The 23,164-nt window shown below is 62.3% G+C and carries 18 protein-coding genes and 1 pseudogene; 8 read left to right on the top strand and 11 right to left on the bottom strand.

Annotation, left to right across the window (positions count from 1 at the left end; genetic code table 11):
• Positions 1 to 68 precede the first annotated feature (68 nt).
• From B2D37_RS02465 to B2D37_RS02455, 3 genes are all read left to right on the top strand, one after another.
• A complete protein-coding gene (locus B2D37_RS02465; RefSeq protein WP_079201237.1) occupies positions 69 to 1,142 on the top strand; it encodes a hypothetical protein in 1,074 nt (357 codons plus the stop codon).
• Positions 1,143 to 1,256: 114 nt separating this feature from the next.
• Complete coding sequence (locus B2D37_RS02460; protein WP_079201236.1) at positions 1,257 to 2,864, top strand: FMN-binding glutamate synthase family protein; 1,608 nt, start codon at positions 1,257 to 1,259, stop codon at positions 2,862 to 2,864.
• An 87-nt stretch (positions 2,865 to 2,951) separates the two neighbouring features.
• Positions 2,952 to 3,563 (top strand): LysE family translocator, encoded by a 612-nt coding sequence (locus B2D37_RS02455; RefSeq protein ID WP_079201235.1) that lies wholly within the window; start codon positions 2,952 to 2,954, stop codon positions 3,561 to 3,563.
• Positions 3,564 to 3,758: 195 nt separating this feature from the next.
• On the opposite strand, the gene B2D37_RS02450 is transcribed toward B2D37_RS02455, so the two are convergent.
• The 5 genes from B2D37_RS02450 to B2D37_RS02430 form a co-directional block, all read right to left on the bottom strand.
• Entirely contained in the window at positions 3,759 to 4,130 is a 372-nt protein-coding gene (locus tag B2D37_RS02450; RefSeq protein WP_079201234.1) for a nuclear transport factor 2 family protein, read from the bottom strand.
• Positions 4,131 to 4,276: 146 nt separating this feature from the next.
• The gene (gene zapA, locus B2D37_RS02445; protein WP_079201233.1) at positions 4,277 to 4,579 is read right to left on the bottom strand and encodes a cell division protein ZapA; all 303 of its coding nucleotides are present in this window, start codon (positions 4,577 to 4,579) and stop codon (positions 4,277 to 4,279) included.
• Positions 4,576 to 4,824 (bottom strand): hypothetical protein, encoded by a 249-nt coding sequence (locus tag B2D37_RS02440; RefSeq protein WP_079201232.1) that lies wholly within the window; start codon positions 4,822 to 4,824, stop codon positions 4,576 to 4,578. The genes zapA and B2D37_RS02440 overlap by 4 nt, the downstream gene beginning before the upstream one ends.
• 787 nt (positions 4,825 to 5,611) lie before the next feature.
• Positions 5,612 to 5,902, bottom strand: coding sequence for a tyrosine-type recombinase/integrase (locus B2D37_RS02435; protein WP_305879841.1), 291 nt, complete (start codon positions 5,900 to 5,902; stop codon positions 5,612 to 5,614).
• Positions 5,903 to 6,010: 108 nt separating this feature from the next.
• On the bottom strand, positions 6,011 to 6,973 hold the full coding sequence (locus tag B2D37_RS02430) for an IS30 family transposase (RefSeq protein WP_079201230.1): 963 nt from the start codon (positions 6,971 to 6,973) through the stop codon (positions 6,011 to 6,013).
• Between the two features lie 117 nt (positions 6,974 to 7,090).
• Between B2D37_RS02430 and B2D37_RS02425 the strand changes: the two genes are divergently transcribed.
• Entirely contained in the window at positions 7,091 to 7,573 is a 483-nt protein-coding gene (locus B2D37_RS02425; RefSeq protein WP_079201229.1) for a hypothetical protein, read from the top strand.
• 177 nt (positions 7,574 to 7,750) lie between these two features.
• On the opposite strand, the pseudogene B2D37_RS02420 reads toward B2D37_RS02425, so the two are convergent.
• Positions 7,751 to 7,945: pseudogene (locus B2D37_RS02420) on the bottom strand (IS110 family transposase); the annotation flags it as partial.
• Between the two features lie 164 nt (positions 7,946 to 8,109).
• On the opposite strand from B2D37_RS02420, the gene B2D37_RS02415 reads away from it, so the two are divergent.
• Complete coding sequence (locus B2D37_RS02415) at positions 8,110 to 8,496, top strand: hypothetical protein (RefSeq protein ID WP_079201227.1); 387 nt, start codon at positions 8,110 to 8,112, stop codon at positions 8,494 to 8,496.
• Positions 8,497 to 8,666: 170 nt separating this feature from the next.
• On the opposite strand, the gene B2D37_RS02410 is transcribed toward B2D37_RS02415, so the two are convergent.
• On the bottom strand, positions 8,667 to 9,620 hold the full coding sequence (locus B2D37_RS02410) for a DUF808 domain-containing protein (protein WP_079201226.1): 954 nt from the start codon (positions 9,618 to 9,620) through the stop codon (positions 8,667 to 8,669).
• Between the two features lie 215 nt (positions 9,621 to 9,835).
• Positions 9,836 to 10,261: a 3-isopropylmalate dehydratase gene (locus B2D37_RS02405; RefSeq protein WP_079201225.1), complete on the bottom strand. Its 426-nt coding sequence runs from the start codon at positions 10,259 to 10,261 to the stop codon at positions 9,836 to 9,838.
• Positions 10,262 to 10,727: 466 nt separating this feature from the next.
• Here B2D37_RS02405 and B2D37_RS02400 point away from each other — a divergent pair, with 466 nt between their 5' ends.
• A complete protein-coding gene (locus tag B2D37_RS02400) occupies positions 10,728 to 12,389 on the top strand; it encodes a VRR-NUC domain-containing protein (protein ID WP_256573140.1) in 1,662 nt (553 codons plus the stop codon).
• Between the two features lie 26 nt (positions 12,390 to 12,415).
• On the top strand, positions 12,416 to 14,713 hold the full coding sequence (locus B2D37_RS02395) for an ATP-dependent DNA helicase (protein ID WP_079201223.1): 2,298 nt from the start codon (positions 12,416 to 12,418) through the stop codon (positions 14,711 to 14,713).
• A 292-nt stretch (positions 14,714 to 15,005) separates the two neighbouring features.
• On the opposite strand, the gene B2D37_RS02390 is transcribed toward B2D37_RS02395, so the two are convergent.
• On the bottom strand, positions 15,006 to 15,443 hold the full coding sequence (locus B2D37_RS02390; RefSeq protein WP_079201222.1) for an HIT family protein: 438 nt from the start codon (positions 15,441 to 15,443) through the stop codon (positions 15,006 to 15,008).
• A 340-nt stretch (positions 15,444 to 15,783) separates the two neighbouring features.
• On the opposite strand from B2D37_RS02390, the gene B2D37_RS02385 reads away from it, so the two are divergent.
• The gene (locus B2D37_RS02385; protein ID WP_079201221.1) at positions 15,784 to 16,842 is read left to right on the top strand and encodes a GGDEF domain-containing protein; all 1,059 of its coding nucleotides are present in this window, start codon (positions 15,784 to 15,786) and stop codon (positions 16,840 to 16,842) included.
• Positions 16,843 to 16,878: 36 nt separating this feature from the next.
• Here the strand turns inward: B2D37_RS02385 and hrpA are convergent, their stop codons facing one another.
• Positions 16,879 to 20,964 (bottom strand): ATP-dependent RNA helicase HrpA, encoded by a 4,086-nt coding sequence (hrpA, locus tag B2D37_RS02380; RefSeq protein WP_079201220.1) that lies wholly within the window; start codon positions 20,962 to 20,964, stop codon positions 16,879 to 16,881.
• 287 nt (positions 20,965 to 21,251) lie between these two features.
• Positions 21,252 to 22,940 carry a long-chain-fatty-acid--CoA ligase FadD1 gene (gene fadD1, locus B2D37_RS02375; protein WP_079201219.1) on the bottom strand — a complete coding sequence of 563 codons (1,689 nt, stop codon included), beginning with the start codon at positions 22,938 to 22,940 and terminating at the stop codon, positions 21,252 to 21,254.
• Positions 22,941 to 23,164 lie beyond the last annotated feature (224 nt).

The following is a 23,164-nucleotide window of genomic DNA, read 5'->3' as shown; positions in this document are numbered from 1 at the left end:
ATGGCTGGCATCAAGATCTCCGTTAAGCTCGAACGACCCCACACAACAACAAATAGAGGGTTCGCTCCATGCGCAAGCTTGTCCTGCTGTTCCTCCTGACACTCACATCCCTGGCCGAGGCCGCCACCGGCGTGTTCCCCGCCAGCACCTTCAACAACCTGGATTACGGCCTGTACTGGTTCGGCTATGGCGACAGCTGGCAAAAGGCGCAGCCGGGTTACAGCAACGCCTATTACAGCCCGAGCAAGCCGACCGTGATCTATATCCACGGCTGGCAGAACGGTTCCAGCGTCAACAAGAACCGCGAGACCTTCAATCGTCTGGATGCCGGCGGCCCCGACTTGGACCTGGCTCACGCTTGGCTGACGGCCGGCTACAACGTCGGCGTCCTCTATTGGAACCAGTTCGCCGACGAAGGCGAGGTCAAGGATGCCGAAGCGAAGATCTGGACCGCCAGCGGCCCGCGCGCCATGCGCTGGCGCGACGCCAGTGGCGTCTACGCCAATGGCCCCGCGCAGTCGGCCGGCGACCTGATGTTCCAGATCTACAAGGACAACCTGGCCGGCTACAGCGGCAACAACATCCGCCTGCTCGGCCACTCCCTAGGCAACCAGCTGGCCATCGTGCTGACGAAGAAGATCAGCGACGCGGTCAGCGCCAGCACGCTGAGCAGCAACCTGCTGCCAAAGCGCGTCGCCCTGCTCGACCCCTTCTATTCCAACCAGGCCAAGAGCTACCTGGGCAACAAGTGGGTCGGCGAGGTGTGCCGCAGCTACGTCAGCGAGCTGAAAACCAAGGGGGTGATCTTCGAGGCCTACCGCAGTTCGGCCGCCACCAGCACCATCTTCGTCGGCGACAACAACACTGGCCTGATGAACATGACCGCCTTCAGCGAACTCAAGACCGGCTACTTCAGCGGCACTCAGCAGACCCAAAAGCACAACGCTGCGGTCTGGCACTACCTTTGGTCGTTCGCCTCCAACCCGCCGCTGATCACCGGCAGCAGTAACCAGGCCGCCTCGGCCAGCACCCCCGACAGCCGAATCAATACCCTGATGAATGGCATCCAAAAGCTGGTGCATGACCAGGGCGGCACAACCAAGGAACCCTGGGACGACAGCTTCAAGCTTTACGCCCGCTAAGCCCTGCAACCCTGGCCGCCTCGAGCGCGGGGCGGCCTACTTGCTGCTTCGACATCGACGAAGCACCCTGCAGGCGGCTACATTGAGCAGTCCCCGCCCGCTCTCGGAGCTCGCATGTCGCTGTCGCTGCTCAGCCGTTACGCCTTCTTCGCTTTCTGCCTGCTCTTCACCCTGGTTAGCCTGGCTTTCCTGCAGCACGAATGGCTGTGGCCCTTAACCCTGATTAGCGCCGTACTCAGCCTGATCGGCATCGGCGACCTGCTGCAGACGCGTCAGGCGGTGCGGCGCAATTACCCGATCCTTGGCAACATCCGCTACCTGGTCGAAGGCATCCGCCCGGAAATTCGCCAGTACCTGCTGGAAGCGGACGGCGACCGACTGCCGTTCTCCCGCGCGCAGCGCACCCTGGTCTATGCCCGGGCCAAGAATGAAGGCGCCGACAAACCCTTCGGCACCCTGCTCGACGTCTATCAGAACGGCTTCGAGTTCATCAGCCACTCCATGCGCCCGGCACCATTGAGCGATCCTGAGAGTTTCCGCGTGGTCATCGGTGGAGCGCAATGCACTCAGCCCTACTCGGCCTCGCTGTTGAATATCTCTGCGATGAGTTTCGGCGCGCTGAGTGCCAACGCCATTCGCGCCCTGAACAAGGGCGCGAAACTCGGCAACTTCGCCCACGACACCGGCGAGGGCAGCATCAGCGCCTATCACCGCGAGCATGACGGCGACCTGATCTGGGAACTGGGCAGCGGCTACTTCGGTTGCCGCAGCAGCGATGGCCGGTTCGACCCGCAGCGCTTCGCCGTCCAGGCGCAACAGCCACAAGTGCGGATGATCGAAATCAAGCTGAGCCAGGGCGCCAAACCCGGCCACGGCGGCATTCTGCCGAAGCACAAGGTCACCGCGGAGATCTCCGCGACCCGCGGTGTGCCGATGGGCGAAGACTGTATCTCGCCGTCGCGGCACAGCACCTTCTCCACGCCGATCGAGCTGTTGCAGTTCATCGCCCAGTTACGTGAGCTTTCCGGCGGCAAGCCGGTCGGCTTCAAGTTGTGCCTCGGGCACCCCTGGGAATTCATGGGCATCGCCAAGGCCATGCTGGAGACCGGCATCCTGCCGGACTTCATCGTCGTCGACGGCAAGGAAGGCGGCACCGGCGCCGCGCCGCTGGAATTCACCGACCATATTGGCGTACCCATGCGCGAAGGCCTGCTGTTCGTGCACAACACCCTGGTCGGTTGCGGCCTGCGCGAACAGATCAAACTCGGCGCCAGCGGCAAGATCGTCAGCGCCTTCGACATCGCCTGCGTGCTGGCCATCGGCGCCGACTGGGCCAACTCGGCGCGCGGCTTCATGTTCGCCATCGGCTGCATCCAGAGCCGCAGCTGTCACACCAACAAATGCCCAACCGGCGTTGCCACCCAGGACCCGCTGCGTCAACGCGCCCTGGTGCCCGAGGACAAGGCCCAACGGGTGTTCAACTTCCACCGCAACACCCTCAAGGCGCTGGCGGAGATGCTCGCTGCTGCCGGCCTCGAGCATCCCGCGCAGCTCGACGCCAAACATCTGGTGCGGCGCATATCCGCCAGCGAGATCAAGCTGTTCTCCCAGCAACACGTGTTCCTCAAACCCGGCGAACTGCTCGAGGAAAAGGTTGCCGGCGCGTTCTATCAGCGCATGTGGCAGATGGCGCGGACCGACAGCTTCGAAGCGGCGTCCTGAGCACAGCCGCTTGACCGATACCCCGACATAAAAGAGCATCCGCCAACGCGAGCGCAACAAACGCCCTCCTCTCCCCCGGAAAACCATATGGCCCTGCACAGCTGGTTACTTTTTCTCGCCGCCGTCATCGGCCTATCGCTGACACCCGGTCCCAATGGCCTGCTGGCACTGACCCACGGCGCCCTCTATGGCCACCGCAAAACCCTGTGGACCGTGGCGGGCGGGGTGATTGGTTTTGCCGTGCTGATGGCCCTGTCGATGTTCGGCATCGGCGCTCTGTTGCAAGCCTCGGCCAACGCCCTGAACATCCTCAAATGGATCGGCGGCGGCTACTTGATCTGGCTCGGCATCCAGCTCTGGCGCGCGCCACCACTGCACCTCAGCGCCCCTGTCCTGGCCGTCGCTAAACCAGGCCGTGCGCTGTTTCGCCAAGGCCTGCTGTCGGCACTGTCCAACCCCAAGGTGATTCTGTTCTTCGGCGCCTTTCTGCCGCAGTTCCTCGACCCGCAAGGCAACCTCTGGCTGCAATTTGCCGTGATGGCATTGACCTTCGCCGTGGTGGAAGGCCTCGTCGAATACCTGCTGGCCCGCGCCGCCCACCGTATCCGCCCGTGGCTGGAGCGCAGCGGCAAAGGCTTCAACCGCTGCTGTGGTGGTCTGTTCGCGCTGATGGGCGCGGCCTTGCCGATGGCCCGCTAAGCTCGCCCTTCACTTTCACCACCAGGTTGGCCACCGCTTGCCTGGCAAAAACCGACTATTCCACTATGCGCTGCCTGTCACTCGCCCTGATCCTGTTGAAGGGTTCGATACCTAGGGGCTGCTGACGTTTCCTTGCAGGCGCGCGGCGAAGCCTAGGAGCATCGCCTGCAACCCATGAATCTGATTATTCGCCACCTAAGCATGGTGGTAATACAGCTTGTTAACGATCACCCAGTCTTGCCCGATCTTCAGCAGCGCCAAGTAGTCCGTGAACTTCAGGTCGAAATACAAATCGGTCATCTTTACCGCGGCCGCATCACCCGTTATATCGATGCTTTCCACCTCCCATACTGGCTGGGTAGCGCTCGGAGCCGGGCCTTCGGCCTCAATGGCGGCGATGAACTCATCTAGCGATGACCACTCCAGTTCGCCATGATAGTGGCCGATGATCCGGCAATCGGGATGGAACGCCTGTCGCAGCCGGGCTTGGTCCGCGAACACCATGCCCTCTACATAATTACGCACCACCTGGTTGATTGCTTGCTTGTCTGTCGCGAGTTCCGTCATAGCCTTAACTCCTGCGCCGCTCGGCACTCTCCAGTGGCCGGCAGCCGAAGCTGATCGACAACCCTTCAAGGGCTGGCTAATAGAACAGGCTAGCAGCGCAGCGTAACGCAGACGGGCTGCCCCGACAGTCGGCGGTTGTATTGACCTCAAGCCTGCTTGATCAAACCGGCGATATCGGCAACTCTGGCGCTGACTGCGCCCTCGATACGCTCGATGTTTTGCCGATGGCGCTGCTCCAGCTCGACCTGCTGCGCACACAGCTTCAACGCCGTGAGCACCAGCAGGCGCTCGCCGGTCAGGGTCGCCGACTGGGCCTTGGTCTCCGCCAGCAGGCGCTTGAGCAGCAGCGCCGACGCGGCTAAATCCGCTTCTTGGCCGACAGGCACCTTGATGCTGTAGTCATTGCCCAGGACTGAAATGACCTGGATCGTTACATCGTCACCACTCATACGTTAGCCGGGCTCGCCTTGACAGTGCTGCTGCCGGTGGCCAGTTCGACCAGGGCCTGGATCCGCACGATAGTGGCGCTGTGCAGTTCTTCCTGCTCGATCGCGCTCAACTGCAGGGTCTCGTTTTCATCCTTGATTTGCGCCAGTTCGCTGCTCATTTGCGCATTTGCGCTCTGCAGCACCTTGTTCGCCTGTACAAGGTCACTGACCAGCTGTTCCAACTGACTTAGGCTATTTTCCAACATATTGATTACTCGAGCTTTTTGGCGGGCCGCCACAATAAAGAAAAGCCCCGGGAGAAGCCAGGTGTCGCCAAACACCTTTTTCGACCAGACGTCACCCCATATGACAATGGCCCCCTATAGAGGTCAGAGCCCTGGAGTCGCCACCCCCGCGGGACCAGCACAATTCAGTCGGTCCGACAGCTCCTGCCCAGCGTGAGTTCCCCTTGACCGGCAGACGGTTACCAATGTGTCGGGCAGCAACCGCATGTGTTCGTCGCGGCGCCGGAGTCAGTTGACCTGGCCGCACTACGCTGATGAGTGATCGATTGGTTAACTGAGGTGCGTCATCGGATCCCCAGTCGAGATAGTCAAGCGTTCGTCCGCGCAGGCGACCGACCTGCCGGATGTGCACAGCAGCGCCTTCGCCGATCTGCTCGACCGCTACGGCGATACCCGCCTGGTGCTGCTCGGCGAAGCCAGTCAGCGCTGTCAGGTTGTAGTGTCGAGGTGCCGCGGGTAGCAGCAGATAAAACGACTCACCGGGCTTTATCGCCAGGTGCCGGCGCAACGCAGGAAGAGCAGCGCAAAACTCGCCAGCAAGCCGCGCCACGCTTATAGATGTGCGTTACCAGGTCGCAGCGCCTTGGCTTGGCCCGGGTGGCACACTGCACTATGCTCGGCCACACCAAGGGACTGTCAGCCAACCCCGCCTATCCGGTATGGATCGCCGTCGCTCCCCGTCTTTCTTGCCATTCAGTCGCCAGCCCCGTTGCGCGCAGAGGACGGCGGTAGCCTGCCTGTATCACCGCTAGCCCAAAGGGCTCTGCACCTCGGCAAAACCCTGGCCCAGCACATGCGTATAGATCTGCGTGGTCCGCACATCCGCATGTCCCAGCAGCGTCTGCACGGTACGAATGTCGCTGCCGCGCCTGAGCAACTCGGTGGCAAAGGTGTGCCTGAAGGCATGACAGCTGGCGGGCTTGTGCACGCAAGAGCGATGCAGCGCCTGCTTGACCGCTTTCTGGATGGAGCTGACGTGAATGTGATGGCGCACGATCTGGCCATCCTCGTCCGGGCACAGGCTGGTGGAAGGAAACAGCCATTGCCACTCGAACGAGCGCGGTGCGTTCGGATACTTGCGGCGCAGCGCAAACGGTAGGCTGACCGGCGCTTGATAGAAAGGCTCATGGCTTTTCCAGGCCTGAATTCAACGCATAAGTGCAACGCTTACCCCTGCTTGTACTTCGTATGGTGTCTTCCAGCCCAAGCGTTTGCGTGGTCGTAAATTGATCTTCATTACCGCCTGATTAACGGCCTCCACAGTCAGCTTGCTAAAGTCGCTGCCCTTGGGAAAATACTGCCGCAACAGGCCATTCGCATTTTCATTGCTGCCGCGCTGCCAAGACGAATACGGGTCAGCAAAATAGACCGCGCATTGGCTCTTGCGGGCGATGCATTCATGGCCGGCAAACTCCCGGCCATTGTCCAGCGTCAACGTGTTTGCCACATGACCCTTGAGCAGCAGGTTGATTGCTCGCGTCACCTGTCTCCGTGTTCTGCGCTTGACCGGGTAGGCGCTCAGGTAGCCGCTTTTTCGATCAACCAACGTCACGATATTGCCGCCGAGGCCGTGCACCGTATCACCCTCCCAATCGCCTAGCCGTTCACGTGTTTCGACCTCAGCAGGCCGCTCACTGATCGACACGCGATTTCGTAGTTGTCCGCGTCGGTCGTGGCTTCCGTAGCGCTTTCGGTAGCATTTCCGACGGTGGCGAAGGTGCGTATACAAATCACCGCCACGGCGCTTGTCGATGGCGATGAATTGGTAAATCCACTCATGACTCGCAGTGTCATCAGGCCGCTCTTGCTTTAAACGATGAGCAATTTGTTCTGGGCTCATCCCGTGCTGAAGCCAGATCGGCAGGTAGTGACGGAACCAGGCAACGGGCTTGCAGTACTTGTGTGCTTGGGCACGGCGCGCATCGCTTTTCTGGGTCGCTGAAACAGCTGCGTAGCGGTTTTCTGCGCAGTTGCGGCGGATCTCTCGGCTGATGGTCGCGGGATGCACGCCAAGCTGTTTAGCAAGGCTGATCTGGTTATTGCCGGCGATTAAACCGGCCTCAATCTGGTAACGTTGGCCCTGAGTCAGCTGCCGGTAAGGCGTAGTCATCTGCGCTTGAATCCTTCGGTGTGAGAGCCTGGATTCTACCGGTGGCTGGCTCTCTGCCTGTCGTCTCAAACGTTGCACTTATTCTATGAGTTCAGGAACTCTTAAAGGTCAAAAAATATGAAAAAATTGTTTAATACTATATTCTCTGGAGTTCACCTGTTCGCGGCTGTAGTTCTTATACTCCTATCCCTGATAATTATGCTGTGGTCTGTTTATGACGTCATTTCCGGAATAAAGGATGACACTGGATTTATTCCACTAATGCTTCAGTCTGTAGCCGCTATCATAATAGCTGCAGCCATTATTGATGTTGCACAGTATATGATGGAAGAAGAAGTATTTAAGGAAAAAGAGCTGCGAGACCCTAAAGAAGCCAGAAGAACAATTACAAAAATAATTGTAATAATTACTATTGCTGTCAGCATTGAAGGGTTGGTTTTTATATTTAAAGCAGGAACGAAAGACCTTAGCCTTTTACTGTATCCAGCTTTACTCATCATGGTATCAGCGATTTTAATTGTGGCGCTCGGTATATATCAAAAACTAAGTGCAGCTATAGAAAAAACAGAGAAAGAAAACACAGAGAAAGAAAACACATAAAAGTCATTAAAAATCATATGACCGCCTACGATATCGGCTGTTTTTTAACACTGGCATTGTCTTAAATCATCTTTACTAAATGGTAAATGATGATGGCCAAATCGATTTTATTTAAAAACGCAACAGAAGAAAAAGATAAAAATACATACTGATAAATCGAGCTTCATACAGTAAAAATGACAGCGCCACGCGGCCCCAGTAATGCGCCGTGCCACAGGCCTCCATTAGCCACTCGTCCGGCTCGGCCTGCTCCTGTATATATCGCCTAAACGCCTCTCGGTTCAGCCGCTTACGCTGCACCACCTGGCCGGAACGGACACTCTCGGCAACGTGGTAAACGGACTTGACCAGATCAGCCGAAATTCGCTTCATAACGCCTCTCCCAATGATCAGTCACCACCACTCTCGGTATAGAACTGTGGCGCGGGGAGAGTCCATTACAGCATTCAAGCCGTTCGCTACGCTCACTGGGACTGGCTAAAGCCAGCCCCTTAACCTGAACGTTAGGCGCCACACCGAGCCTTAAGAATATCCGCATGCAAACCCCGTATTTAGTTGCAGCAATACTCTCGGCAGTAACCGGCCTAGTGCACTCGGCATTTGGCGAGATTCTCATCTTTCGACACCTCCGTAATGGCAGCCTGGTGCCGGCGCTAGGTGCCCCACCGCTGCGTGAACGCCACGTCCGAATCATTTGGGCCACGTGGCACCTCGCCACATTATTTGGCTGGGCGTTCGCGGGCTTGCTACTCCAACTGGCGCTGGGCCACACCATGTCTGCATCGCTCGTGGCTGGCGCCATCGTTTTCGCCAATCTTGGGGGAGCGGTTCTTGTGCTCGTCGGAACCAAGGGGCGGCACCCTGGCTGGATCGCGCTATCGATCGTAGCGGCGCTCACCTGGCTTGGCGCAGGTGCCGTCTAACTAGTGGTTCAAGTCGTTCGCTGCCCTCACTGGGACTGGCTAAAGCCAGCCCCTTAACCAAACGCTATGCATAAGGCACGTCGCTGGCGCGTTACCCCGCAGGCGTTTGCTCGGGTCAAATAGCTCTTATCAGCCGGCTCATGATCGAGACCGCCCAGAGTCCTGGCCGCCTATGCCGACTTGAACACCCGGTACAGGCGCCCCAAGGCCGTCACCCCGACCAGCACCAGCGCGCCGGCCAGCACACCCAGCAGCATGTCCAGCAGCGTTGGGGTAATCGTCGCCAGTGCGCCGCCGAGTGTCGGCACGGCTTGCAGGCCGTGGGCGAAGCCTTCGATCAGTGCTTGAACTCCTGGAATGCCGTGACTGAGGATGCCGCCGCCGACCATGAACATCGCCACCGTGCCAATCACCGCCAGGCTCTTCATCAGGTAGGGCGCGGCGCTGAGAATGCCGCCACCGATACTGCGCTGCAGGCGCCCGACCAGGCCGCTGCCACTGCGCTGGGAAAGGTACAGGCCGCCGTCGTCCAGCTTGACGATGCCGGCCACCAGCCCATAGACGCAGACAGTCATGAGCAGGGCGATGCCGGCGAGCACGCCGAGCTGAGTGACCAGAGGCTGGCCGGTCACGGTGCCGAGGGTGATAACGATGATTTCCGCCGAGAGAATGAAGTCGGTACGCACCGCCCCCTTGATCTTGTCGCGCTCAAAAGCGACCAGATCGATGGCGGGGTTGGTCAATGCGGCCGTCAGCTCGGCTTTGTGTGCCTGCTCCTTATCCTTGCTGGGCCGCAGTTTGTGGGCCAGCGTCTCGAAACCTTCATAGCAGAGAAAAGCGCCGCCAAGCATCAGCAGCGGGGTAACCACCCAGGGCGCCAGCAAACTGATAACCAGCGCCGCCGGCACCAGAATCAGTTTGTTCAGCAGCGACCCCTTGGCAACCGCCCAAACCACCGGCAGCTCGCGCTCGGCCTTGACCCCCGAGACCTGCTGGGCATTCAAGGCCAGGTCGTCACCCAGCATGCCCGCGCTCTTCTTCGCGGCGATCTTGGTCATCGACGCCACGTCGTCGAGCATGCTGGCGATATCGTCAAGCAGAGCTAACAGGCTGGTTCCGGCCACGGATATTTTCCTCGACAAGCAGATTCTCAACGGCGCGCTCGCTAACCGCCGCTCCCAGTAATGGGGAGCTGTAGTAGATCAGCACTGCAGGCTGCTGGGAAATCCCCAGTGGCCAAGGCTCAGAGGCTGTGAACATATCGAGCGCCAGCAGCGGGCGTCTGGAGGCGGTCGCAGTAGGTAAGCATTTTTTCACAGCCTTTCAGTCTTGCGAGCAATCAGGGCGTGGCAGGACGGATATCGAATCCGCTCTTGGCTTCACTGATGATGCGCAGGTGCTGGCTTTCACCCTCTGCTACCCGCACAGCCAGTTCGCGGCGCAGCCGGCCCTTGCCGCAGAGGGTGTCGTCAGCCTCATCGATGCCAATGCCGACCACCCGGTTACCCGGCGGCACATGGAAGCGCGCCTGTTCGCCCATGCCGATGCGCGCCGCCACTTGGCGATCGACCAGCACCGCCACGTAGCAGCCGCCGCCGAGCATGCCCAGGTCGCGGTTGACCACGATCAGCCCGCCGCCCTCGACTGGCTGCTGGTAGGCCAGCAAGCGTTCACTGGGCACCGCGCTCACCTTCTCGGGAGCAGCCTGAAAGGACGAACAACCGGCCAACGCCAGCAGGGGCAGAACTGCACAAATCAATCGCATGGGAATCCTTACGGGGTGGATGATCGAAGCCGGCTCAGTATTGACGGTGCGGCTGCCGCGCTCAAGTAAAGCAGTCGGAGGCGGATTCTGCCGTCGGTTCGCGCCGTCGCTATGCCGAGTGCGGTCTTGGCAGCGGCCGGAAGGCAATCCCAGGGGTGACGGCGTTTGTAGGATGCGGCGGGCTGCGTAGGTTTGAGCGCTGCAATACCCCTCGCTCATCCATCAATCACGCCCCTGCCCGGCAATGGTTGGCAGCAGCAACTGCAAGCCTGCCCACGTGCGGGTTGATCTTCGCGGTGATGGCTATCGCTGCGCTCAACGCCACCCTACGATAGCGCCCTGTGCCAGCGGCTTGCCACGTGTGCCGCGCTGCTCACAACTCTTCTGAACTCGCCACACCTGGGCGCCGGACTCAGCCTCCCATCCCCTGCTCGTTGCAAAGCGAGCGGCGCGCTGATATCTGTACATGCAAACAGTATTCGGTTTTCCCATGCAGCCTCAGCTCGACCCCAGCCTGTATTACCTGTGCAACTTCCATAAAGCCCTGACCTGGCTCCAGGAGCGACATCACGACCTGTTGCTGGCCGAGGAGCAGGCATTCCTGCGCCGCTTCGGCGAACTGGCGCTGCCCAGCCAGGCGTTGCTGGTCCGCATGATCATGCGCAAGGGCCCGCATTTTCGCGCCAGCAAGCTGGCCTACGCCGAGATTGGCTGCCCGCTGCACGCCGCCCAGGCGCTGCTCGACGCCGGCTGGATTCGGCATGACGCCGAGCTGTCGCTGGCAGAGTTGTTCGAGCTGCTGCGCAAGGAAGAACTGCTCGAGGCTTTCGCCGCGCGCGCACACAAAGCCTTGAAGAAACCTCAGTTGCTCGCTCAGCTGGCCGCCGAGCACAGCCGGTCGCGCAGCTTTGCCGACTGGTGCCCAGGGCTCGACGAGCAGGTTTACAGCCTGGTCATCAATCCGCTCTGCGAACGCCTGCGCCTGCTGTTTTTCGGCAACCTGCAGCAGGACTGGTCGGAGTTCGTCCTCGCCGACCTGGGCATCTTCCGCTACGAGCCGGTCGCGCTGAGTGCCGACTCCCGGGTATTCCGCCAGCGCGCAGAGCTGGACTGCTACCTGGCGCTGCAACGCTGCCATGAACGTGGCGAGGCCGGCGAGCCGGTCGCCGAAGTGCTGCAACAGATCGCTGCGCTGGACTGCGCCACGCCCTTTCTCGCCATGCGCCGGGCCAAGCTGCGGTTTCGCCTGGGCCAGCATCTGGAGCGCGCCGGGGAGCTGGAAAACGCCCTGGCCTGCTATGTCGACTGCCCATTTACCGGCGCCCGCCTGCGCCGCATCCGCGTACTGGAACGCCTGGGCCGCGCCGCCGAAGCGCATGAGCTGGCCTGCCAGGCGGCCGTGGCAGCGGAAAACGAGGCCGAAGCACAAGGGCTGGAGCGCGTGCTGCTGCGTCTGCGCCGCCAGCTCGGCCTGGCCCAACCAACCAAACCCAAGCCGCCCGCACCGGCCCGCCTCGACCTGTGCCTGCCCAGGCCCGCAGGGCAGAGTGTCGAATACGGGGTCAAGCTGCACCTGAGCGAAGCGGACGCGCCGGTGCACTACGTCGAGAACAGCCTGATCTGCAGCCTGTTCGGCCTGCTCTGCTGGCCGGCGATCTTCGCCCCGCTGCCGGGCGCGTTCTTCCATCCGTTCCAGAGCGGTCCACTGGATCTGCTCAGCCCCGACTTCCAGCCGCGCCGCGCCGAACTGTTCGTCGCCTGCCTGGCGCAACTGGATTCAGATGCCTACAAGAGCACGATCCGCCAGACCTATGCCGACAAATACGGCGTCCAGTCGCCCTTCGTGTTCTGGAACGCCCTCGATCCACAGTTACTGGAGCAAGCCCTCGACTGCCTGCCGGCGACGCACCTGCGGGCCTGGTTCCAGCGCCTGCTGGGTGATATCAAGGCCAACCGCGCGGGCATGCCCGACCTGATCCAGTTCTGGCCGGCGCAGCGGCGCTACCGGATGATCGAGGTCAAAGGCCCCGGCGACCGCCTGCAGGACAACCAGCGCCGCTGGCTGGCGTTCTGCGCCGAGCACGGCATGCCGGTGGACGTCTGCTACGTACAGTGGGCCGACGCATGACGCAACTAGTCGTGAATAACGGGGCCATGAACTACCAGGTGGCGGTGCGCGCGCTCTGCGAATTCACCGCCAAGGTCGGTGACCTGGATCTGCGCTTCACCCCCTCGCCCACCGCCCAGGAAGGCATGACCGGCCACGCCATCGTGGTCTCCCGGCGCGGTCCGGGTTACCAGGCGGAACTGCCGCTGAGCGGCGAATACCAGGGCCTGCAGGTGCGCGGCCGGGCCGACGGCTATGACCCGGACGACAACCGCCTGGAAGAGATCAAGACCCACCGCGGCGACATCGCGCGCATCCCGGAGAACCACCGCCTGCTGCATTGGGCCCAGGCCAAGGTCTACGGCTGGTTGCTGTGCCAGCAACGCGGCCTGGCCGAGATCGACCTGGCGGTGGTCTATTTCAACGTCCTCAGCCAGCACGAAACCGCCTTCCATCAGCGCTGCAGCGCCGATGAACTGCGTGAGTTCTTCGAACTGCACTGCAGCCTTTTCATCACCTGGGCCGAGCACGAGCGCGCACATCGCCTGCTGCGCAACCAGGCGCTCGAGCGCCTGCGCTTCCCCCACCAGCAGTTTCGCAGCGGCCAGCGCCAGTTGGCCGAGTCGGTGTACCGCGCCGCCCGTGACGGCCACAGCCTGATGGCCCAGGCCACCACCGGCATCGGCAAGACCCTCGGCACCCTGTTTCCGCAGCTCAAGGCCTTCCCCGAGCAGGAGCTGGATCGGCTGTTCTTCCTCACCGCCAAGACCCCCGGCCGGCGCCTGGCGCTGGACGCCCTGGCGACCCTGCGCAGCCAGGAACGCGCGATGCCGCTGCGGGTGCTGGAACACGTCGCCCGCGACAAGGCCTGCGAACATCCGGACAAGGCCTGCCACGGCGACTCCTGCCCGCTGGCCAAGGGTTTCTACGACCGCTTGCCGGCCGCGCGCCAGGCCGCGCTGGAACGCCAGTGGCTGGACCAGGACAGCGTGCGCGAAACCGCGCTGGAACATCGAATCTGTCCCTATTACCTGAGCCAGGAACTGTGCCGCTGGGCCGACGTGGTGGTCTGCGACTACAACTACTACTTCGACATGGGCGGCCTGCTGCATGGCCTGACCCTGCTCAACGAGTGGCGCGTGACCCTGCTGGTGGACGAGGCGCACAACCTGATCGAACGCGGCCGCGGCATGTACACCGCCGAACTCGAGCAGACCCGCTTCGAGGCCCTCAGACGCATCGCCCCGCCAGTAATGAAAGGCCCACTAGAACGGGTCAACCGGCATTGGCAACAACTGCAGCGCGACCAGGAGGCGGCCTATCAGGTCTACCCCGCCGCCCCCGACCTGTTCATCATGGCCCTGCACAAGGCCGTCAGCACCCTCACCGATCACCTCACCGATCAACCGGCGGGCAACGCCGCTGAGTTGCTGCACTTCTACCTGGACGCCATGCTGTTCTGCCGCCTCGCCGAGGCCTTCGACAGCCATTCGCTGTTCGACATCAGCCGCGACGACAACCCCAGCGGGCCCGCGACCTCCACCCTGTGCATCCGCAATATAGTGCCGGCGCCCTTCCTCGCCCCGCGCTTCGCCGCCGCCCACAGCTGCACCCTGTTCTCCGCGACCCTGAGCCCCGCGCACTACTACGCCGACCTGCTCGGCCTGCCGCAGCAGACGCCGTGGATCGATGTCGAGTCGCCGTTCAGCGCCGAGCAATTGCAGGTGCAGGCGGTCAGTAACCTGTCGACCCGCTTCGCCCACCGCGACTACTCGCTGGCGCCGATCGCCGCGCTGATGGCGCGCCAATTCGCCGAACGGCCGGGCAACTACCTGGCCTTCTTCAGCAGCTACGCCTACCTGGGCCTGGTGCTGGATGAATTCAGCGCCGCCCACCCGCAGATCCCGATCTGGCAACAGTCGCGGCAGATGGACGAAAGCCAGCGCCAGGCTTTTCTCGATCGCTTCAGCAGCGCCGGCCAGGGCATCGGCTTCGCCGTGCTCGGCGGCGCGTTTGGCGAGGGCATCGACCTGCCCGGCGACCGCCTGATCGGCGCCTTCATCGCCACCCTCGGCCTGCCGCAGATCAACCCGGTCAACGAGGAAATCAAGCAGCGCATGCAGGGCATGTTCGGCAACCACCTGGGCTACGACTACACCTACCTCTACCCCGGCCTGCAGAAAGTCGTGCAGGCCGCCGGCAGAGTAATCCGCACCACGGACGACCAGGGCGTGGTCTACCTGATCGACGATCGCTTCAACCAGCCCGCCATCCGCCGCCTGCTGCCGACCTGGTGGCGTGTCGAACGCTGCCGCCTGCCGCTGCTGACCGAACCGAGCCTCTAGTCGGCCCTCCGGCGGCCCGGGCGGCGATTCGTTCGGGGCGTAGGGCGGCATCGGAGCGCAGCGACAGCCCGCCAGACTTGCGCCGCACCGATCAACCACGGCGTACTGCCTGCGGCGAGTGATCCTACGCAGCGCGGTTTGCTCCAGATCGAGCGGCCCGTTCTGTCCGTAGGGCGGCCTCGGAGCGCAGCGACAGCCCGCCAGACTTGCGCCGCACCGATCAACCACGGCGTACTGCCTGCGGCGAGTACGCCCTACGGGTTGCGGGTTGCAGTGTATCCTCGCGCGCCCCTCAGCCGCGAAGGCGCTGCAGCAACCGCGCCTGCAGCGTTTCCAGTTCGAGCGGGTCGGCCTTGCTGCTGGCGTGGATACCCAGGCCCTGGCCGGCGAAGCGCGGGATTATGTGCATATGGATGTGGAACACCGTCTGCCCGGCCGGCGCACCGTTGAACTGCGCCACTTGCACGCCCTCCGGCTGCAACTCGTCCACCAGCACCTGGGAGAGCTGCTGGGTCACCCGCATCAGCTTGCACAGGCTGTCCGCGTCGATGTCGAGGATATTGCGCGCCGCCACGCGCTTGGGAATCACCAGGGTATGGCCATGGGACTGCGGAAACAGGTCGAGGAAGGCGAGTACGTCGTCATCCTCGTACAGCTTGTAGCAGGGGGCCTCGCCGCGAATGATCTGGGCAAAGATGTTCTGCGGGTCGTAATCGCCGTACAGGCTCATCGGGCTTCTCCGTTCATGTTGGTCGATGGCGGCACCATACCGGCTTGCGCCGGATCAGGTAAACCGAGCCGCCGCCAAAGCGTGTCATGGCGGCGCATTGATCAGGCATCGTACTGGGCAGTGACAACGCGCTCATGCGGGGATCGCAGACCACGGCTCACAAGGCTCACCTGAGCGGCGCTCAGCGGGTCCTGGACATCAGGGTTAAGGGCAAATAACGAGGAGCCGCTGCGCAACGACAAAACCACCTCAGGATTATCCACTCATGGCCGATAGCATCTGGCCAGCAGCGACCTCGCAAGGGCTGCACCAATGAATCCGCGGCCTGAGAGGACGCTCGATGTCTGAACAACTCGAATCCAACCAGCAGCATCGACGCATGGTGCTCAAGGCGTTGCTGTGGACCACGGTGATCGGCGGCGTGTTCTTCTCGACGGTCAATGCCCTCAGAGGGATATGGCTGCTAACGGCGCTGGAAGTGGTTTACGTCTGTTTCTCGATTTATATGCTGCGTATCGTCGATAAAACCCTGTATTTACGGGCCTGGACCCTGGCCTACCTGCTGCCCTTTTTCAGCATCATGATGATCTCGTTGCTGCTGCCGAAATCATCCTTTGCGGTGTTCGCCTGGATTCAGACCATCCCCATCATCTGCTACCTGCTGCTCGGCCTGCGCATGGGTTTTGTGGTTTCCCTGGTGTTTGTCAGCATCGGCTTGCTGGCCTTCAACTACCGCTATATGTCTGACGATTATTTGCTCAACATGGCGGTAATCGCCAATGTCTGCCTGGCCAGTCTGGCGATGATACTGTTCTCGTATATCTATGAACGCAGCCGTCGGGATAACGAACGGCGACTGCTCGAACTGGCCACGACCGATCACCTCACAGGGCTGGCCAACCGCATGAAGCTGGCCGAGGTGTTCAAGCGCGAGTGCGCCAATGCGCGGCGCAACGGTACAGCGCTGTCCCTGCTGTTTCTGGATGTCGACCACTTCAAGCAGATCAATGACCAGCATGGTCATGACATTGGCGATCAAGCCCTGCGCCACTTGGCCGAGGTGTTGGCCCAGCGCCTGCGCGCCACCGATTTGTTCTGCCGTTTGGGCGGTGAGGAGTTCGCCGTGCTGCTGCCCAACACCGACCTCGACCAGGCCATGACCATTGCCGAAATTCTGCGAGCCCGACTGGCTACCGCACCAGTACAGTGCGGAGCTATCCGCTTGCAGATGACGCTCAGCGCCGGAGTGGCGAGCCTGGGCGATGATGGCCAAGGCCTTGACGATCTGCTGCTGGCTGCAGATCGCCGCACGTATGCGGCCAAGCGTGGCGGGCGCAATCGGGTGGTAGCCCGCGATGCTGCCGACAGCGCCTACCTGGCGACTCCCGACCTCGGCTGAAAACACCCTCCGTCGGGTCTATCGGCGGCTCGGCCGTCAGCCGTCCACCCCGCTCCACTGCTTACTCAAGCGCTTGTCCGAGACCGCCATCTTGGTGCCCAATTGCTGGGCGAACAGCGACACCCGGTATTCCTCGAGCATCCAGCGATACAGCTGCAGTTGCGAATCGCGCTTGCCTTCCTGGCGGTGTTTGCCCAGGCGCGCCTGGTACTGCTCCCAGTAGCCGGCCAGCTCACCGCTCCAGACCCGGTCGCGCTGCAGCTGGCCGGCGATCTTGTCCAGACGCTGTTCGATGGCTTTCAGGTAACGCGGCAGTTCCTTCAACCACTCGCCCGGGGTTTCGCGGACGAAGCCGGGGTAGACCAGGTTGCTCAGCTGCTGCTTGATGTCGTTCAACGCGATGGCCTGGGCCAGGTCGATCTTGCCCTTGAAGCGCTTCTGCAGGCCGTGCCAGAGTTTGAGAGTCTCGAGGCACAGCCTGGCCAGGCGCTCGGCGTGCTCACTCCAGGCACTGCGTTTCTTCTCGGCCAGGGCAGCCAGGGCGGCGCCGTCGCGGGGCAGCGGGGTTTCGCCATCGAGGATGCAGCTGTCCAGGCTGGCCAGCAGAATGTCCTCGACCAGTGCCTCGACGCGGCCCAGGTCGCGATGCAACAGACTCAGCTCGGTCAGCCCCGGCAGCTTGCCGCGCAGGAATTTGGCCGGTTCGGCCAGCTGTTGCAGGAGCAGGCGTTGCAGGGCGCGGCGGTGCTGGAATTCGGCTTCGGCCTGGGTCGGGAAGCGACCTTCCTTGACCGTGCCGGCCTCCTCCACCAGCGCCGGATACACGGTCAGCGACAGGCCGGCAATCTGCTGCTGGGTTTTTTCGGCCACGGCGACGAAGGCTTTGGCCTCCACCGACTTCTGGCTCTTCTCGGTCTGCGGCAGGGCCAACGCGGCCTGGCTGGCTTCGGCGAAGCGTGCGCACAGCTCGGCCAGGTCGCGGCCTTCGCCGAGGAGCTTGCCGTGGGTATCGACCACCTCCAGGTTCATCTTCAGGTGGCTGTCGAGCTGCGCCTCGGCCTCGACCCAGGCCTCGTCGGCCACCCGCACGCCGGTCATGCGTTGCAGTTCGCGGCCCAGGGCGAGAGGCAGGCTGCCCTGGCCGACGCTCAACTTGCTCAGCGCGGCGCCGACGAAATCCGGCACCGGCACGAAGTTCTTGCGCAGGGCCTTCGGCAGGTTACGCACCAGCGCCACGCACTTGGCTTCCAGCAGGCCGGGCACCAGCCATTGCAGGCGCTCGGCTGGCAGTTGCGGCAGCAGCGGCGCCGGTACGCGCAGGGTGACGCCGTCGCGCGAGTGATTGGGCTCGAAGTGGTAGCTCAGCGGCAGGGTCAGTTCGCCCAGTCGCAGGGTATCCGGGTACTGCGCGGCGGTGATTTCCTTGGCATCGCGGGCCAGCACGTCTTCCTCGCGCATGATCAGCAGCTGCGGGTCTTTCTGGCTCTCGAGCTTGTACCAGCTGTCGAAGGTTGCGGCCTGGTGGATCTCGCCCGGCAGGCGCGCTTCGTAGTAGGCGAACAGGGTTTCCTCGTCGGCGAGAATGTCGCGGCGACGGGCCTTGGCCTCCAGTTCGTCGAGCTGTTCCAGCAGTTGCCGGTTGGCGGTCAGGCACTTGGCCCGGGAGAGGATTTCGCCACCGACCAGGCCCTCGCGGATAAACAGCTCGCGCGACACCACTGGGTCGATGGGACCGTAATGCACCGGCCGACGCCCAACCACGATCAGGCCGTAGAGGCTGATCTGTTCAAAGGCCACGACCTGGCCGCGCTTCTTCTCCCAGTGCGGCTCCAGATGATTCTTCTTGATCAGGTGCGGCGCCAGCGGCTCGATCCAGTCCGGCTCGATCTTGGCCACCATGCGCGCAAACAGCTTGGTGGTCTCGACCAGCTCGGAAGCCATGATCCAGGTGGGTTTCTTGCGTCCGATCACGCTCGACGGATGCACCCAGAAGCGCCGCTGCCGCGCGCCCAGAAAATCGCCGTCTTCGGTCTTCTGACCGATCTGGCTGAGCAGCCCGGAGAGGATCGCCTTGTGCACCGAGGCGTAGCCCTTGCTGCGCTGGGCGGCCTGGTCTTTTTCAGCCAGCTCTTTTTCCTTGTAGGCGCCAGAGTCGCCGCCTGCTCCTGGCTGGCGATCCTGCGATTCAGGCAAGGCCGAACCCTGCGCCGGTTTGCCAGCGGTGGACGAGCCTGCGGCGCTGGCCACCCTACGGCTACCCTGGGTATTGCCACCTGGGGACAGCTGCAGCTCGCGGGCGATCAGCACCAGCTGGCGGTGCGCGTCGCGCCATTCGCGCAGGCGCAGGTAATTGAGGAAATTCCGCCGGCACCAGCTGCGCAGCGCGCCGGAGCCGAGGGCCTGGCGCTGCTCCTCGAAGCCGCGCCACAGGTTGATCAGCGCGGCGAAGTCGGAATCCACATCTTTCCATTGCGCGTGGGCCTGGTCGGCGGCCTGCTGGCGATCCGAGGGCCGCTCGCGCGGGTCCTGCACCGACAGGCTGCTGGCGATGATCAGCACTTCTTCGAGACTGCCCTGCTTGGCACCTTCGAGGACCATGCGGCCGAGTCGCGGATCGACTGGCAGGCGTGCCAGCTGGCGACCCAGCGCGGTCAGCTGGCCCTCGCGGCTGACCGCCGAGAGTTCCTGCAGCAGGTTGAAGCCGTCGCTGATGGCCTTGCCGTCCGGCGGCTCGATAAAAGGGAAATCCTCAATCTCGCCCAGACGCAGATGGAGCATCTGCAGGATCACCGCCGCCAGGTTGGTGCGCAGGATTTCCGGATCGGTGAAGGCCGGCCGGCCGTTGAAGTCTTCCTCGCTGAACAGGCGCACGCAGATGCCCGCCTCGACCCGCCCGCAGCGACCCTTGCGCTGGTTGGCGCTGGCCTGGGACACGGCTTCGATGGGCAGGCGCTGGACCTTGGCGCGGTAGCTGTAGCGGCTGATCCGCGCCGTGCCGCTGTCGATCACGTAGCGGATGCCCGGTACGGTCAGCGAGGTCTCGGCGACGTTGGTGGCCAGGACGATCTTGCGTGCGCCCATGGGCTGGAAGATCTTCTGCTGCTCGGCCGGGCTCAGCCGCGCATACAGCGGCAGCACTTCGGTAAAGCGCAGATTGGCCTTGCGCAGCACCTCGGCACAATCGCGAATCTCGCGTTCGCCGGGGAGGAACACCAGCACATCGCCGGGTCGCGTACCTTCGCTCTGCTCGAATGCGGCGATCTCGTCGAGGCTGGCGAGAATCGCCTGATCAACCGACAGGTCTTCCTCGACCCGATTGCCGTCCTCGTCCTGCTCGGACGTCAGCGGCCGGTACCAGGTATCCACCGGATAGGTACGCCCGGACACCTCGACGATGGGCGCGCCGTCGAAATGCTCGGAGAAGCGCTGCAGGTCGATGGTCGCCGAGGTGATGATCAGTTTGAGGTCGGGGCGCCGCACCAGCAGGGTTTTCAGGTAACCGAGGAGGAAGTCGATGTTCAGGCTGCGTTCGTGGGCTTCGTCGACGATCAGGGTGTCGTACTTGTCGAGAAAGCGGTCGTGCTGGGTCTCGGCCAGCAGGATGCCGTCGGTCATCAGCTTGATCAGGCTGCGCTCGCTGCTCTTGTCCTCGAAACGCACCTGGTAGCCGACCAGCTCGCCCAGTGGCGTGCCGATTTCTTCCGCCACCCGCATGGCCACACTACGCGCGGCCAGACGCCGGGGCTGGGTGTGGCCGATCAGGCCATGCACGCCGCGGCCCAGCTCCAGGCAAATCTTCGGCAACTGAGTGGTCTTGCCCGAGCCGGTTTCGCCGGCGATCACCACCACCTGGTGCTTGGCGATGGCAGCCTTGATCTCGTCGCGCTTGGCGGCGATGGGCAAGGCATCGTCGTAGCGCATGGCCGGCACGCTGAGACGCCGCGCCTCGACCTTGGCCGCAGAGGCCTGCAAGCGCTCCAGCCACTGCGCCAGCTTGGCCTCGTCCGGCAGCGCTTGCTTGCGCAGCTCGTGGAGCTGGCGACGCAGGCGATGACGGTCGGCCAGCAGGGCCTGGTCGAGGTTTTTCAGCAGGTGATCGGTATCGGTAATCGGGTCGGTCATCAGGCAGCCGTGGCAAAGCGGTGTGGGCACGCGAGCGTGCCCATCGAAAAATAATGGGCGGAGATTGTCGCAGATTTGCGCCGTGAAAAACGACAGTACGTAGGCCGGTCCGGGTTCGGCGCGCAGCGACAGCCCGCCAAAGTGGTGTGGCGCACCGATTATTTACGGCGGGTTGCCCGCGGCGAGTAACACCCTGCGGATGGGTTGCGTGGTCTGGCCGTTGGACCGAGGTCAGTAAAACGACAAAGCCCCGCACTGGGCGGGGCTTTGGTTACGCAGCGGGGGGTTTACTTCTTGCCCAATTTCTTCAACTCTTCGTCGCGCAGTTCACGGCGCAGGATCTTGCCGACGTTGCTGGTCGGCAGCGCATCGCGGAATTCCACGGCTTTCGGCACCTTGTAGCCGGTGAGGTTGGCGCGCATGTGCTGCATGATCTGCTCTTTGGTCAGGGTCACACCGGGCTTGGCGACCACGAATATCTTGATCGCTTCACCGGACTTCTCGTCCGGAATGCCGATGGCCGCGCACTGCAGCACACCCGGCAGGGTCGCCAGCACGTCTTCCAGTTCGTTCGGGTAGACGTTGAAGCCGGACACCAGAATCATGTCCTTCTTGCGGTCGACGATACGCATGTAACCGTCTTCCTGGATCACCGCGATATCGCCGGTCTTCAACCAGCCCTCGGCGTCGAGGATTTCGTCGGTGGCGTCCTGGCGCTGCCAGTAGCCCTTCATCACCTGCGGACCCTTGACGCACAACTCGCCAATCGCGCCGAGCGGCAGGTCATTGCCGTCGTCGTCGATGACCTTGCACTGAGTCGAAGGCACCGGGATGCCGATGGTGCCCAACTGGATACTCTGGATCGGGTTGACCGAGGCCACCGGGCTGGTTTCGGTCATGCCGAAGCCTTCGCAAACCGGGCTGCCGGTCACCTGGGTCCAGCGCTCGGCAGTGGCCAATTGCAGAGCCATGCCACCGGACAGGGTAATCTTCAGCGAGGAGAAGTCGAGCTTCTGGAAGTCCTGGCTGTGGCACAGGGCGACAAACAGGGTATTGAGGCCAACGAAACCGCTGAACTTGTAACGCGCCAGGTCCTTGACCATGCCCGGCAGGTCCCGTGGGTTGGTGATCAGCACGTTATGGTTGCCGATCAGCATCATGGCCATGCAATGGAAGGTGAAGGCGTAGATATGATAGAGCGGCAGCGGCGCGATGATGATCTCGCTGCCCTCATTCATGTTCGACGCCATCATCGCGCGGGCCTGCAGCATATTGGCGATCAGGTTGCGGTGGGTCAGCATCGCGCCCTTCGCCACCCCGGTGGTGCCACCGGTGTACTGCAGCACGGCGATCTCGCTGCTGACCGGATTGGCTTCCCTGACGGCTTTACCGCGGCCTTTGCTCAGGGCTTCGGTGAACTTGACGGCGTGCGGCAGCTTGTAGGCCGGTACCATCTTCTTCACGTACTTGACCACGCTGTTGACCAGCAGGCGCTTGAGCGGCGGCAGCATGTCGCCGACTTCACTGATGATGACGGTCTTGATCCCGGTCTTGGGCAGCACTTGCTCGACCAGGTGAGCCATATTGGCCAGGCTGACCAGGGCCTTGGCCCCGGAATCGTTGAACTGGTGCTCCAGTTCCCGCGCGGTGTACAGCGGGTTGGTGTTGACCACGACCAGCCCGGCACGCAGGGCGCCGAACACGGCGACCGGGTATTGCAGGACGTTGGGCAGTTGCACGGCGATGCGATCGCCAGGCTGCAGGTCGGTGTGCTGCTGCAGGTAGGCGGCGAAGGCACCGGACAACTCATACAGCTCGCCGTAGGTCAGGGTCTTGCCGAGGTTGCTGAAGGCAGGCTTGTCAGCGAAGCGTTGGCAGGACTGTTTCAGTACCGCCTGAATATTCGGGTACTGATCGGGATCGATTTCGGCAGCAATCCCAACGGGATACTTGTCCTTCCAAAAGTTTTCGGTCATGGAAGCCCACTCCTAAGCAACAGCTTATCTTCACCGCGCAGAGGCGGTTGTTTATTGTGTGTTTGCCCATTTTTCGGCCTGGCAGACGGCCAAAATGCGGGCCGAGAGTAGCAGCTTTGCCTGGGAGCGCCTAGCACCAAACGCTGCCCTATAAGTCATAAAAGTGACAAATTATATTTTAAAGTCATATTTTGCTCAGCTTTTGCGAACGCCCGCCGCGCTTG

It is taken from the genome of Pseudomonas sp. CC6-YY-74 (assembly GCF_002025205.1).
In the GTDB taxonomy this organism is placed as follows: domain Bacteria; phylum Pseudomonadota; class Gammaproteobacteria; order Pseudomonadales; family Pseudomonadaceae; genus Aquipseudomonas; species Aquipseudomonas paeninsulae.
Note: the sequence above shows the minus strand (reverse complement) of the source record. Positions and strands in the feature narration are given on the sequence as shown.